Origin of the sequence: Chelatococcus asaccharovorans, assembly GCF_003201475.1 — a bacterium.
GTDB classification, from domain to species: Bacteria; Pseudomonadota; Alphaproteobacteria; order Rhizobiales; family Beijerinckiaceae; genus Chelatococcus; species Chelatococcus asaccharovorans.
In genome coordinates, this window is record NZ_QJJK01000003.1 from 144,099 (window position 1) to 156,383 (window position 12,285).

Consider the following 12,285-nt stretch of genomic DNA (forward strand, 5'->3'; position numbering starts at 1 on the left):
CAGCGGAAGGGTTATCAAACTTGACGAATAAAGACACCACAGCGCCCCGCGAGCGTCTCGGCGGGCGGCGGGAGCAGTTCGATGTCCCGACCATCGCAGAAGCGCTGCGCCAGGCAGCCGGCGTCATCAGCCTCGCTGCCGCCCGTCTGAAGATCTCACGCACCGCCCTCTACCAGTATTTCGACCGGCACCCAGAGCTGCACGATGTCCGCCGAGAGATCGAGGAGGAGACGCTCGATCTCGCCGAGGCCGGCCTGCTGGAGCAGATTCGGGACAAGAACATGACGGCCCTGATCTTCTACCTGAAGACGAAGGGCAAGCAGCGCGGCTACGTGGAGCGCTCTGAGGTGACGGGGCCGAACGGCCGGCCGGTGAGCGTGCAGGTCAGCGCGGACAATCTTTCAGTCGACGACGCCCTCAGACTTGAAGAGCTCGCGAAGCGTGCCGCAAATCCCCAGCCTGCAGGAGCTTGACCGCAGGATCGCCGAGGGCCGCCTTTCCGAATACATCAAGCGCGGCTGGCATACGGTCGAGACGGCCAGCTACCAGCACAACTGGCACATCGACGCCATTGCGGACCATCTGGAAGCCGTGGCGCGGCGCGAGATCCGGCGCCTGATCATCAATATCCCGCCGCGGCACATGAAATCGCTGTCCTGCGGCGTCTTCTTCCCCTCCTGGGTGTGGGCCCAGAACCCAGATCCGAACAATGAGGGACACGGGCTTCCCATACGGCCCGGCACCTGGATGGGGCCTGGCGTCAAGTTCCTGACCTTCTCGCACAAGGTCGACCTGTCCGAACGTGACGCCATGCTGTCGCGGCGTGTGATGACGAGCCCCTGGTATCAAGGGCACTGGGGCCGCCGCGTCGCATTCGCGCCGGATGAGGGCGCCAAAGGACGCTATCGCAACACCGCGATGGGCGCCCGCTACACGGGCTCCACCAACGCCGGCAGCCTGGGTGAGGGCGGCGACATCGTCATGATCGACGATCCGCACCCCACGTCAGGCATGTCGGACGCCAGTCGCGAGGCCACGCTCGTCACCTACAGCGAGACGATCAAGAGCCGCGTCAATGACCCGGTCAACGGCGTCTTCATCCTTGTCATGCAGCGCCTGCACGAGCAGGACCTGACCGGTTACATCCTATCTCGCGAGATGGGTTGGGATCACCTTTGCCTGCCGGAGGTCTACGAGCGGACGCATCCGCATCCGGTGCGGTCATCGATTGGGTTCACGGACCCGCGCGGGGAGGGTGACCTTCTCTGGTCTGATCGCTTCACGCCCGAGGCTCATCGCGAGCGCGAAATCGAGTTCGGGCCGTATGCGACCGCCGGCCAGCTCCAGCAGCGTCCGGCACCCCGCGAAGGCGGCCTCTTCAAGAAGTGGTGGTTCGTCATCCAGCGCGCGGCACCTGGCGGCGGCGTGCGGGCGCGACGCTGGGATCTTGCAGCCACCGAAAAGCGCCCGAAGTCCGACCCTGACTGGACCGTCGGCGTGCGGATGCTGAAGACCCACGACGGCATGCTCTGGATCGAGGATGTCGTTCGGCTCCGCGGCTCGCCGCTGGAAGTTGAGCAGGCGATCCTGAACACGGCCCGCCAGGACGGGATGGGTGTCACGCAGTGGGTCCCACAAGATCCAGGTGCGGCTGGCAAGATGGTCGCGCAGCGCCTCGTCAGGCTGTTGCAACCCTATCCGGCCCGCATCGCTCAGGAAGGCGAGATGGGGGACAAGATCGCCCGCGCGGACCCGTTCGCGGGGCAGGCGGAGGCCGGCAACGTTGTCCTCCTGAAGGCGGACTGGAATCACGACTTCATCGAGGAGTTCGGCTTGTTCCCGAACGGCCGGCACGACGACCAGGTCGACGCTGCATCAGGTGCATTCCTCGCCCTTAACAGCACCGGCACACCAGCCATTCGGGACATGATCGCATGAGCGCTAACCCGCTGACACCGGGCATCGCCCAACAGGATCTGGCGGACGACTGGCGCCTCATCGCCGGGTTGCTGAAGGGTGCCAAGGCGCTCCGCACGCCGGAATACCTGCCGCAATACGAGGCCGAGACGGATGCGGCCTACGCGGCCCGCAAGAGCCGGTCCTTCCTCTACCCGGCCTTTCGGCTGGCCGTGCGCAACATCACCGGCCGCGTCTTCGCCAAACCGCTCTCCATGTCGGAAGACATGCCAGAGATCGTCGACGGCTGGACCGAGGACATCGATCTGCGGGGCAACTCTCTCGATCGCTTCGCCCGGACCTTCTTCGCGGATGCGCTCGCCTTCGGGCAATCGCATATCCTGGTCGACTATACGGACGTGCCGGCGGAGGCCGATGCGCTGACCGAGCGCCAGCTCGAGCCTCGGCCCTACTGGATGCACGTGCCCGCGCTCAATCTCCTGGCCGCTGATGCGACCCGGATCGGCGGCAAGATGGTCTGCACCTACGCGCGCATTCTCGAGAGCGAAACGATCCGCGAAGGCTTCGTGCAGAAGCGCGTGCCCGTCGTGCGGGAGCTGGAGCCCGGCCTTGTCCGGCTCTGGAAGCCGGACGGTAAAGGCGCGTGGGCCATCGCCGACGAACGCCCTATGACGATCCGCGGGCGGCCCCTCAGCAGCGTCCCTCTGATCTCTTACTTCGCTGGCGAGATGGAGGACGACTACACGGCCGCTCCGCCCTTGCTGGAGCTCGCGAACAAGAACCTCGAGCATTTCCAGTCAGCCTCCGACCAGCGCAACATTCTGACCTTCGCGCGCTTCCCGATGCTGGCCCTCTCTGGCAGCACGGCCCAGGAAGTCGATAGCGACGGCCACCCCAAGCCCTTCGTGGTCGGCCCGCGGAAGGTCCTGCAGACGCCGGACGCGAACGGCAAATGGTACTACGTCGAGCCGCAAGGCAACGCCATTCAGGCCGGGCACCAGGATCTCGAAACCCTCAAGGTCGAGATGAAGGCTCTTGGGATGGAGCCGCTGCTGCCCACGACCGGCAACGTGACCGCGACCTTCAACGCCATCTCGATGGCCGAGGCACATTCGGCCGCCCAGGCAATGTCCTTCGCGATGAAGGACGCCCTGGATCAGGCTCTTGTCGTGACGGGCTTGTGGGCGGGCATCGACGAGCCAGGCTTCGTGATGGTCAACGCGGACTTCCAGCTTGGGACCGGCGAGGCCGAGCGCATCAAGGCGATCCTCGACCTGCGCGGGCGCGGCGATCTCTCACGCCTGACCACCTACGAGGAAATGCAGCGCATGGGCGTGCTGTCCGCCGACTTCGACGCCGACGAGGAAGATAGCCGGCTGGCCAGCGAGCCCGACTTCCAGATGGGCGGTCTCGATGGCGGCGTTGAGCCCGAGCCGGCTGACCCTGAGGGTGACGACGCGTGAATGAGGCAGCTCTCGCTGAGGCGCTGACCTACCACCGTGTCGGACTTGAGCGCTACTCGTCGCATGTACTGCTGCGCATCGCCAAGCTGCTCGCCCGTGTCGAGGACGACATGGAGCGCCAGATCCGCGACCGCCTGGGCAATCGGGGAGGGGAGCTCGACCCAACGTCCGAGCGGCTGCAGAACCTCCTGAAGATCATCCGCGACCTCAATGCCGAGGCCCAGGCAGCCCTGAGAGGCGAGCTCACGTCCGGCATGGTGGATGCGGCCAAGCACGAGGCCGACTGGAGCCGCGAGGCGTACACGCGGGCCCTGGGGGCGGGGTTTCAGTTCAACGTGCCGTCGGCAGCGACCCTGCGGAGCCTGGTCACCAGCCGCCCATTCCAGGGACGCTTTCTCAAGGACTGGGCGGCGGGTCTCGAGCGGGCAACTCTGGACCGCGTCAAGCAGCAGATCCTGATCGGCATCACGGAAGGCGAGGGCATCGACCAGATGATCCGCCGGCTCCGTGGCACCAGGGCAGCGAGCTTCAAGGACGGTGTCTTCGAGATCAACCGTCGGTCCGCCGAGATGGTGGTGCGCACCGCCGTCAATCACGTGACGAACGCCGCGCACAACGCGACGCTGCAAGAGAACATCCAGCTGTTCCCGCGCTATCGGTGGGTCTCGGTGCTGGATGGCCGGACGAGCCCCATTTGCCGGGCTCGAGCTGGCCAGATCTACGAGACGGGCAAAGGACCGGTCCCGCCAGGCCACCCAAACTGCCGCTCGACGATCGTGGGCGTGCCGCGTGGCTCAAAGCGGGAATCGGAACTCGCCTATGACGCGTGGCTGCGCCGCCAGCCCGGCGAAGTCGTGAAGGACATCCTCGGGCCGACCAAGGCGAAGCTTTTTCTCGACGGCGAGCTCAAGATCGACCGTTTCGTAAATCGGGCCGGCGAGGAGCTCACGCTGGTTGAGATCCAGAAGCGAGAGGCGGAGGCGTGGGCGCGGGCGGGGCTTCAGAGACATATCTAGCGATCTCTGCCTTCAGGCGCTCCCTCACATCATCGATCATCTGGCATAGTTCTTCAAGATCCTCACGTGTGAACAGCAGAAGTACCTGAGTGTAAGTAACGTTGATCGGCGAGGTGGTCAGCGCGACCTCGTTAAGGCCGGGATCTGAGTGCGCGTAGGCTTTGTGACGGGCATCAAGGACGCGGCCGTGAAGGTTGCGCCAGCGCTTTGAAGCGCGCGGCGTAAACTCGCGCGGAAGGCGATGTTTCGATCCGCTGTCGGTGAACGGGCGTCCATAGGCGACGACCATCGCCGTCATATAGGCCTGTAGGTGATAGAAATCCTCGACCGGGCCAGTGAAGTTCACCGTTTCGGCGTCCCAGTCATTTCTGAGCACATGCTCGCAACAGAACTTGGCAAGCTGCAGGTCCCGTCTCGCGGTGTACAGCCGCTCCAGCGCCTGTGTCATGCCTCCCCCTCTACATCGAGCACTTGCCATGATTGCACGGTGATTCGCTCGCTGTCATATTACGGCGATGTCTCGTTTCCGCGTCATAGACGGCGGGCCAGCTGCAGAGCCCGAGCCGCAAGCCCCGCGGCCCCGCGTTGGCAAGCCGCGCGCGAAAGGCGAGACGCGGCCTTATGCCTGCCGAGAGTGCTCCGACTCGGTTCAGTACGAGTTCTCCGCCCTGATCCAGGTTCGCAAGGGCACCGTAGAGGATGGGCGGAACATCTACGGCGGCTCGCTCTGGTGGGCCTGCGCCCGCTGCCACGGGCTCAAGTTTTTCATCCGGCACTGCCGGTAGATCAGCGAATGCCTGCGGGACTACATGTCATTGATGTCTCGCAACCACCTTGTCGCTGATGCGAGTCCACACTAAGGAGGCCGTCGCTAATTGACACCCAACGACCCCACCTTATACTGGCTGTGATGACCGGCAGCGCAAAGGCGCATAGCCTTGCCAGTTCTTCGGAACGCCGGTCATGTCCTTCATATTAGGGCCATTCCGCTCTGAGCGGCCAAATTTTTCTACGGCAGGCGAGCATGCCGCTTCCTGAGATAACGGAATCAATTCCCTGGCGCCACGGGGCGGAGTTATTTTGAGCGTGAAATTGAAGGCAGTATAGAAACACGTCGGCCAGTTGAATAAGTCGACTATGGTGCGACTTTGCATAATGTACAGTATCGATGATATTCCTTATCCGTTTACCGCGAGCCCAACGCGTAACCCCTAGCCTATATTCGGCCAAGCTCGCGACAGACGGGCTAATTGACGGTTCATCGTAGTCGCCAAAAAGCATGCCGAGTGTTTCCTTGGAGGACAGCAAATCGTCTGCCTGTTCCACAAAATACATAAACGCAATTTTGTCAGGGGGCGTGCTCGATGCAACAATATTCTTGGGGTTTATCTTGACGTAAAGCCTGGAAATTGTGGGCCGCGCTGCAACTGTCAGCAGTCTCTTCAGGATTTCTAGGCGGTCGTTATAAGGTCTCCCTTTGAAATTCCCGGACCCGCGGCATATCTCTATTCCGTGAAACTCAGTACTCTTCTCCAGGTTTTGGGATCCGAAGGCGTCGAATGAGATTTCGTTCAACTCCCTTTCTATGCCCTGGACTTCGAGGTGTGGCACACAGATCCCCCCAAGCCAGAAGGAAGTCTGGTTAGGCGGGTCATATTTCACTTCGTCGAAATAGATGAGGTGCATTGCTGAAACTGACCCTTGAGATCACGCCGATGCACGGCACGTCAAAACTGATGCTATGTATGATCCAGGGGAGCGTCGCAATACCCATCCGCCGACGAATTGTTGATAGCGCAAAACGATAACCACTGCCGTCATGCTGATCGCGTCCCGGACGCGGGAAGTTGATGCAACATCGGGATTGGCGTTGTGGTGTACGCCCTCATTATCGCGCTCTGGTGGCATGTTGCCTATCGAGCATGCGCTGAACTCTGGCTGCCGTTTAAGTGAGGAAGCCGATGGCTGACATCGTCCCCATTCGCGGCATGGAAGTCAGGCCGGCGGGTGAGCCGGATCCCGAGATGGTCCAGATCCTTGAAAAGCTGCTCGCCCAGGCTCGCCGGGGCGAGATTGCCGCGATCGGTTACGCGGTCGTTGCACCCAACACAGAGATCGCCACCGGCTGGCTCGGGCTCAGCGGCACGCGCTATACGCTCGGGGGCGCGATCGGCATGCTCGAACTCCGATACAGGCACGCGCTGGTGCAGGGCTAGGCCGCCTTGCTCGCGCTCACGGCCCGCATGACCGCCTCTGGCTCGCGATCGATCACGCGTAGCAAGGTCAGGGCAGCCGCATCCGGCGACCGGCGACCATACTCCCAGTCGCGCAGGGTCGAGAGCGAAAGGCCGTACCGGCGTGCGAACTCCACTTGGGTCAGTTTCTGGCCCTTTCGGATGGCCGCGATATCGACATCGCCGCCATGCACCACCTTTGCCGGATTGGCCCGGCCTTCGGCTATCGCGAGAGCCTCATTCGCGCTCGCAATGAGGCGTTCTCCGAACTTCGTCATAGCTTGATGCCTTTCCTGTATGCGTCTGCGATGCGGGTGACCACGCCGGCCAACTGGTTGCGCTCGGCCTTTGACAGATTGGTCTTCTCCCGCTTGTCGAGGACATCGAGCAGGAACACCGGGATATCGTCGCCTCCAAAGTAGTGAATGGTCCGATACCCGCCGCTCTTGCCCTGGCCGTGGCCGGGGTGCCGCATCTTACGAACACCGCCCGTGCCCTCCATCAGATCTCCCGCAAGAGGGTCGCTGGCAATCACGTCGACCATGGCGGCGACTTCCCCTTCGCTCAAGCCGATGCGCTTCGCTTGCCTGTCAAATTCTGCTGTCTGGATAACAGTTTGCGGTGCCTTCTTCATACTCCATACTATGGCATTGCCGTAGTTTTGGCAACTGAAAAAGTAAGGCATTGCCGTATATACAGCGAGGCGCGAGGCCCGCTGTCGACCCCCCGCTTCGGCGGGGTTTTTCATGGGCTCCCGCGTGAGGCTGGAGCCGATGGGCGTGAGGCCCAGAGGTGATGCATGCTCAAAGCTTACGTTGATGACATCGAGGCCCTGGATGAGGGCCTGCGCCAGTTCTATCGCAAGGTCGAGGACGACAAGCACCCGCTCGGGGGCAAATTCGTGCTCGCTGTGGAGCCGGTCGCCGGCTTCGGCATCGAGAATGTCGAGACGCTCAAGTCCGCTCTGGCGAGCGAGCGCGAGCGTCGCGAGAAGAACGATCGTCTCTTGAAGGATTTCGAGGGGCTCAACGCCGCCGACGTGCGGCAGAAGCTCGAACGCCTCGAACGCGTCTCCAAGATCGACCCGGACAAAGAATCGGACCGGCTCGCCGCGGAGAAGATCGACGCCTTCAAGACCCAGGTGCAGAAGGACATTCAGGAGCTCAAGACCAGGCACGAGGACCGCGAAGGGCGGCTCGTGCAGCAGGTCAACTACCTGATGAGCACCAGCGAAGCGAAGGGTGCACTCGCCAAACATGGCGGCGATATCGAGCTGCTTCTTCCGCATGTCGAACGGCAGACGCGGGTGAAGGAGACCGAAGATGGCCGCTTCATCGTCGAGGTGATCGACGACAAGGGGATCGCCCGCATCAAGGACGCGTCGGGCGCTCTCATGACCATCGAAGATCTCGTGATCGAAATGCGCGGGAAGGACCCCTTCGGCAAGGCGTTCTCGAACTCTGGCACCTCTGGTGGCGGCGCCAAGCCTGGCGCGGCCGGTGGCGGTCGCCCGACGGAGAAAAACCCTTGGTCGAAGGACAACTTCAACCTGACCGAGCAGATGCGGATCTCCCGAGAGAACCCGGAGCTCGCAGCGCGTCTGAAATCCGCCGCGTAGTTGTTCTCGGCGGGGCTCGGTCTGTTTGGGATGAATACGCCGCGGCGCGCGCGCTGATAGGCCAGCACGCTGTCATCGCCGTCAATGACGCCGGGGTTCACTACCCCGGTCCGATTCTCTGTTGGGCAACACTCCATCCCGAGAAGCTCGGCGGATGGCGGCGGCACCGCGGAGGGGCACCGCCCTTTTACGCGGCGTCGCCCTGGCGTCACGACGACGATGGCGGAATCGACTTCCAGCGAGAGGATCGCTGGGGCGGTTCGTCGGGCCTTTACGCGGTCCAGATCGCAATCGAGATCTTCGATTTTCACAAGATTGTCCTCTGCGGTGTCCCGATCGACGGCGCAGCGGGGCACATTCGCGGCATCGACTGGTGGGATTGGCACGCCGATTACCGCCGGGGCTGGCTGCGCGCGCGTCCTCACATCGCAGACCGAGTTCGCTCTCTGTCCGGCTGGACAGCAGAGAACTTCGGCGTGCCCTCACCCCAATGGCTCTCTGCCCCCGCTCTGGAGTTTAAACCATGGCCGAGACGAAACTCGCCAATATGATCGTTCCCAGCGTCTTCATGGCCTATACGGCCCAGCGGACGACTGAGCTCACGGCCTTCATTCAATCCGGCATCATGCAGGATCTCTCGACTGTACTGGCTACGCTCCTGCAGGGCGGTACGACGGTCAACATGCCGTACTTCAACGACCTGACGGGCGAAGACGAAGTTCTGGACGATCGCTACAACCTGTCGGTCAACAACGTCACGACAGGACAGGACGTCGCTGTTCGCCTGATCCGCGGCAAAGTCTTCGGTGCCTCCGATCTGTCCGCCGACATCTCCGGCGCTGACCCGATGCGCCATATCGCGGATCGCTTCGCCGCCTACTGGTCCCGACGCATCCAGGCGATTGCCCTGGCTGTCGTGAAGGGCGCGATGGCGACCACGGCTTCCGGCGCTTCTATGGCCGGCAACACCCTCGACATCTCGGCGCTCTCCGGCGCGGCTGCGTACTTCGATGGCGAAAGCTTCATCGACGCTACCCACAGGCTCGGGGACCACGCCGACGGCCTGCGCGGTGTGGCGGTGCACTCCGATACCCTGGCGGCTATGAAGAAGGCGGACCTCATCGAGTACATAAAGCCGTCGGACGGCGAGGACGAGGTCCCGACCTACCAAGGCAAGCGTGTGGTGGTCGACGACGCCATGCCGAAGCTCTCGGGCGGCATCTACCACTCCTACGTGTTCGGCCCAGGCGCGCTCGGTTTCGCTCAGGCCGACCCGGAAGTGCCGGTGGAGACCGGGCGTGAGCCCCTCCAAGGCGGCGGCATGGAGTACATCGTCCAGCGTCGCCAGTACCTCGTGCATCCGCGCGGCGTGAAGTGGGCGCCTGGCGGCGGTGTTCCCGCCAAGGCGACGCCGAGCAACACCGAGCTCGGGACGGCCACCAACTGGGCACGCATCTACGACGCCAAGGACATCCGCATCGTGCGGTTCATCCACAAGCTGGCTGCGTGATCTGCGGGGCCGGCTCCGGCCGGCCTCTCCTGACTGAAAGGAGATTCCCATGAAAGGCTGGAAAGCTCGCGAGGATGCGGCGCGCAATCGTCGGTCTCTCGAAGCGTCTCGCCAGGACATCCGTGAGATCCGGCGTCGCCACCGCATGGATGAGGAAGTGCGTCTCGCGGCTGAGGCCTTTGGCGACGTCGCGGACACCGAGGCGCCCGGCCCCGAGCCTACCGCGGAGCCTGAGCCTGTGCCGGTGCCACCGGACGCCGTCGTCGACCCGGAACCCACGCCGGATCGTTTCAGCGCGATGGCTGACGACGACCTTCGGCTCTTCCTTGCTCAGAATGGCGTTCGGCCGGATGGCCGATGGAGCCGCGAAAAGCTGATCGAGAAGGCTCGCGCGGTCCAGGCGTGACCCATGAAGGTGACGCATGCCCTACGCACTCTCCGCCGACATCGACGCTCTCTATGGCGAAGACCTCCTGAAAGTCATCGCCGATCGAGACCGCAGCGGCACGGTCGACCAGCCTTCGGTCGACCGCGCGCTCCAAGAAGCAACCGGCGAAATCGACGCCTACATCAGCCAGCGCTATGCGGTCCCGGTGTCCCCGGTTCCGACCGTGCTGCGCCGGGTCTGCGTCGACATGGCCGTCTACTATCTGGCCGGCGAGACCGGGGCGACGATCACGCTGGAGATCTCCCGCCGATATGAGCGTGCGCTCTCCTTCCTGAAGGACGTCGCCAAGGGCACGGCGACCCTGGGATCGACCGAAGGGGAGGGGGATCCGCCGACTTTCGGCCCGGTGCCAACCCTGGGCACGTTCGGTGAGGCGGTACGCGCGTGACTGCCATTGAGATCAGGATCAGTGGGCTCGACGACATCACAGCCAAGCTGAACGCACTTGGGATCGGTCTTCCGAATCTGACGATGCTGGTCGCCGAGACGGTGCGCGGCCAGACGGTCGATCGCTTCAACATCAAGCACGACCCGTCCGGCACGCCCTGGGCTCCGCTCAAGCCGTCCACTGTCGCGCAAAAGCGCAAGGGCGGCGGCATCCTGGTCGAGAGCGCCCGCCTTATGAACTCGATCACCTCCGACGTGGTGGGGCTCGAGGCTCGCATCGGCACCAACGTCTTCTATAGCGTCTATCACCAGACCGGGACCAAGCACATGCCGGCGCGCGAGATCTTCGGGCTCGAAGGCGGCGACCTGCAGGAGTGCATCGACGTCATCGAAGCGTTCATCGCGGACGTTCTGCAATGAGCACCATCGCGACCTACCACCAGGCGCTTGTCACGCGCGTCCAGACTACGCTCGGCTCGGGGGTGCGTGTGGAGCCCTTCGCGGGCCGCTTCACCAGCAAAAGCCTGGATAGCCATCTCCTGCGTCCGCCAGGCGTGAAGATCGGTGTGGTCGGGATCGCGGGAACAGAGGCGCTGGCGACCGGCCGCGTCATTGTCAACACCCAGTTTCTCGCCGCCATCGTGACAAGCGACGTACCGGGCAAAAATCGCGACGCCGGGGCCTTGGAGCTGATCGAGGCGGTGCTCCACGCCGTCCGCCGGCAGCAGCCGGGCACACCGGGCGTTGAGTCCGAGCGGCCCAAGAACTTTCGCGCCGACAACCTCTACAACGCCGAGCTCGAGGAACGTGGCGTAGCTCTCTGGGGCCTCGCGTTTCAGGTGCCGATCATCTGCGGGGTCGATGACCCGATCGATGTAGCGCCCTGGTTTGGCGAGATCACGGAAATCAACAACGGCACAGCCACGGGGCACATCGGCGATCATGTCGAGATCCCCGTCGAGGTCTATCCATGAGCCAGCTCGAACAAGCCTTCCGCATTCTCATGCGCGAGGTCGAATGGCTGAGGAACGAGCTCGAAGAGACCAATCGGCGCCATCGCAACCTGTTTCGCCCTGCCGAGGTCACGGAAGCGCACGCGAGCGAGTATCGGGTCTCTGTCACGGCCGGGGGGCTCCCTTCCAGCAAGGTGCCGTGGGTCGAGGTCGCGGGCGACAACCAGACATGGTTTCCGCCCTCGAAAAAACAGAAGGGATACCTAGTCTCCCCGTCGGGCGAGCCGGGCGTCGGGTTCTTCCTCCCGACGAGCTACACGGATGACAAGAAGCCGCCCTTCGAAAGCCGCGGAGATCTCTTCGGCATGAAGCGCGGCTCCTCGTACATCACGGTCGAGGATGGGCTCATCACCCTGCGCGCTGATCGCATCAGGGCCGTTATGGGCCGCTGGGATTTCGAGCAAGGCTGATGCACGGCATCGCGCGCCGCCCCGTGGACATCGCGGGCGGGAATCAGCTCTCGGGCCAGCAGCATTTCGTCTTCAGCGAAGGCTTCGAGGTCGTGGTGCTGGGCGATCTCGTTCAGGCCCACGGCTTCCCGCCACACTCTCCGCCGCCCCCGATGGTCCACGGCTCGCCCTTCGTCTTCATCAACGCAATTCCCGTGTGCCGCGAGGGCCACCAGGCCTCGTGCGGCCACGCCACGAGCGGCTCACCGCTCGTCTTCCTGGAGACATGA

17 protein-coding genes are annotated in these 12,285 nt (G+C 63.4%); 13 read left to right on the plus strand and 4 right to left on the minus strand.

What is annotated here, in order from left to right; genetic code table 11:
• The first annotated feature begins 20 nt into the window (after window positions 1-20).
• From C7450_RS08155 to C7450_RS08170, 4 genes are read left to right on the plus strand one after another with little or no spacing between them, the layout of a single operon-like run.
• Window positions 21-473 (plus strand): helix-turn-helix domain-containing protein, encoded by a 453-nt coding sequence (locus C7450_RS08155; RefSeq protein ID WP_110373941.1) that lies wholly within the window; start codon window positions 21-23, stop codon window positions 471-473.
• Window positions 442-1,938 (plus strand): phage terminase large subunit, encoded by a 1,497-nt coding sequence (gene terL, locus C7450_RS08160; RefSeq protein WP_110373942.1) that lies wholly within the window; start codon window positions 442-444, stop codon window positions 1,936-1,938. The genes C7450_RS08155 and terL overlap by 32 nt, the downstream gene beginning before the upstream one ends.
• Window positions 1,935-3,380, plus strand: a complete 1,446-nt coding sequence (locus C7450_RS08165; protein WP_110373943.1) for a DUF4055 domain-containing protein — start codon at window positions 1,935-1,937, stop codon at window positions 3,378-3,380. The genes terL and C7450_RS08165 overlap by 4 nt, the downstream gene beginning before the upstream one ends.
• On the plus strand, window positions 3,377-4,396 hold the full coding sequence (locus C7450_RS08170) for a minor capsid protein (protein WP_110373944.1): 1,020 nt from the start codon (window positions 3,377-3,379) through the stop codon (window positions 4,394-4,396). The genes C7450_RS08165 and C7450_RS08170 overlap by 4 nt, the downstream gene beginning before the upstream one ends.
• Here the strand turns inward: C7450_RS08170 and C7450_RS33495 are convergent.
• Together C7450_RS33495 and C7450_RS08180 are read right to left on the minus strand one after the other, a co-directional pair.
• Window positions 4,326-4,844 carry a hypothetical protein gene (locus tag C7450_RS33495; RefSeq protein WP_146227297.1) on the minus strand — a complete coding sequence of 173 codons (519 nt, stop codon included), beginning with the start codon at window positions 4,842-4,844 and terminating at the stop codon, window positions 4,326-4,328. The two genes, C7450_RS08170 and C7450_RS33495, sit on opposite strands and share 71 nt — an antisense overlap.
• Before the next feature lie 527 nt (window positions 4,845-5,371).
• Window positions 5,372-6,082 (minus strand): DUF3800 domain-containing protein, encoded by a 711-nt coding sequence (locus C7450_RS08180; RefSeq protein ID WP_110373946.1) that lies wholly within the window; start codon window positions 6,080-6,082, stop codon window positions 5,372-5,374.
• 275 nt (window positions 6,083-6,357) lie between these two features.
• Between C7450_RS08180 and C7450_RS08185 the strand changes: the two genes are divergently transcribed.
• Entirely contained in the window at window positions 6,358-6,612 is a 255-nt protein-coding gene (locus tag C7450_RS08185) for a hypothetical protein (protein ID WP_110373947.1), read from the plus strand.
• On the opposite strand, the gene C7450_RS08190 is transcribed toward C7450_RS08185, so the two are convergent.
• Together C7450_RS08190 and C7450_RS08195 are read right to left on the minus strand one after the other, a co-directional pair.
• Window positions 6,609-6,908: a helix-turn-helix domain-containing protein gene (locus C7450_RS08190; protein WP_110373948.1), complete on the minus strand. Its 300-nt coding sequence runs from the start codon at window positions 6,906-6,908 to the stop codon at window positions 6,609-6,611. The two genes, C7450_RS08185 and C7450_RS08190, sit on opposite strands and share 4 nt — an antisense overlap.
• Window positions 6,905-7,264, minus strand: coding sequence for a type II toxin-antitoxin system RelE/ParE family toxin (locus C7450_RS08195; protein WP_110373949.1), 360 nt, complete (start codon window positions 7,262-7,264; stop codon window positions 6,905-6,907). The genes C7450_RS08190 and C7450_RS08195 overlap by 4 nt, the downstream gene beginning before the upstream one ends.
• Window positions 7,265-7,429: 165 nt before the next feature.
• Here C7450_RS08195 and C7450_RS08200 point away from each other — a divergent pair, with 165 nt between their 5' ends.
• The 8 genes from C7450_RS08200 (at window position 7,430) to C7450_RS08235 (ending at window position 12,285) form a co-directional block, all read left to right on the plus strand.
• On the plus strand, window positions 7,430-8,248 hold the full coding sequence (locus C7450_RS08200) for a hypothetical protein (RefSeq protein WP_110373950.1): 819 nt from the start codon (window positions 7,430-7,432) through the stop codon (window positions 8,246-8,248).
• Window positions 8,249-8,771: 523 nt separating this feature from the next.
• Window positions 8,772-9,758: a methyltransferase gene (locus tag C7450_RS08205; RefSeq protein ID WP_110373951.1), complete on the plus strand. Its 987-nt coding sequence runs from the start codon at window positions 8,772-8,774 to the stop codon at window positions 9,756-9,758.
• A gap of 49 nt (window positions 9,759-9,807) precedes the next feature.
• Window positions 9,808-10,164, plus strand: coding sequence for a hypothetical protein (locus C7450_RS08210; protein ID WP_110373952.1), 357 nt, complete (start codon window positions 9,808-9,810; stop codon window positions 10,162-10,164).
• A 16-nt stretch (window positions 10,165-10,180) separates the two neighbouring features.
• Entirely contained in the window at window positions 10,181-10,594 is a 414-nt protein-coding gene (locus C7450_RS08215) for a gp436 family protein (RefSeq protein ID WP_110373953.1), read from the plus strand.
• The gene (locus C7450_RS08220; RefSeq protein WP_110373954.1) at window positions 10,591-11,013 is read left to right on the plus strand and encodes a phage virion morphogenesis protein; all 423 of its coding nucleotides are present in this window, start codon (window positions 10,591-10,593) and stop codon (window positions 11,011-11,013) included. The genes C7450_RS08215 and C7450_RS08220 overlap by 4 nt, the downstream gene beginning before the upstream one ends.
• The gene (locus C7450_RS08225; protein ID WP_110373955.1) at window positions 11,010-11,567 is read left to right on the plus strand and encodes a phage protein Gp37; all 558 of its coding nucleotides are present in this window, start codon (window positions 11,010-11,012) and stop codon (window positions 11,565-11,567) included. The genes C7450_RS08220 and C7450_RS08225 overlap by 4 nt, the downstream gene beginning before the upstream one ends.
• Window positions 11,564-12,016 carry a phage baseplate assembly protein V gene (locus C7450_RS08230; RefSeq protein WP_110373956.1) on the plus strand — a complete coding sequence of 151 codons (453 nt, stop codon included), beginning with the start codon at window positions 11,564-11,566 and terminating at the stop codon, window positions 12,014-12,016. Before C7450_RS08225 ends, C7450_RS08230 begins: the two co-directional genes overlap by 4 nt.
• Window positions 12,016-12,285, plus strand: coding sequence for a PAAR domain-containing protein (locus C7450_RS08235; protein WP_110373957.1), 270 nt, complete (start codon window positions 12,016-12,018; stop codon window positions 12,283-12,285). The genes C7450_RS08230 and C7450_RS08235 overlap by 1 nt, the downstream gene beginning before the upstream one ends.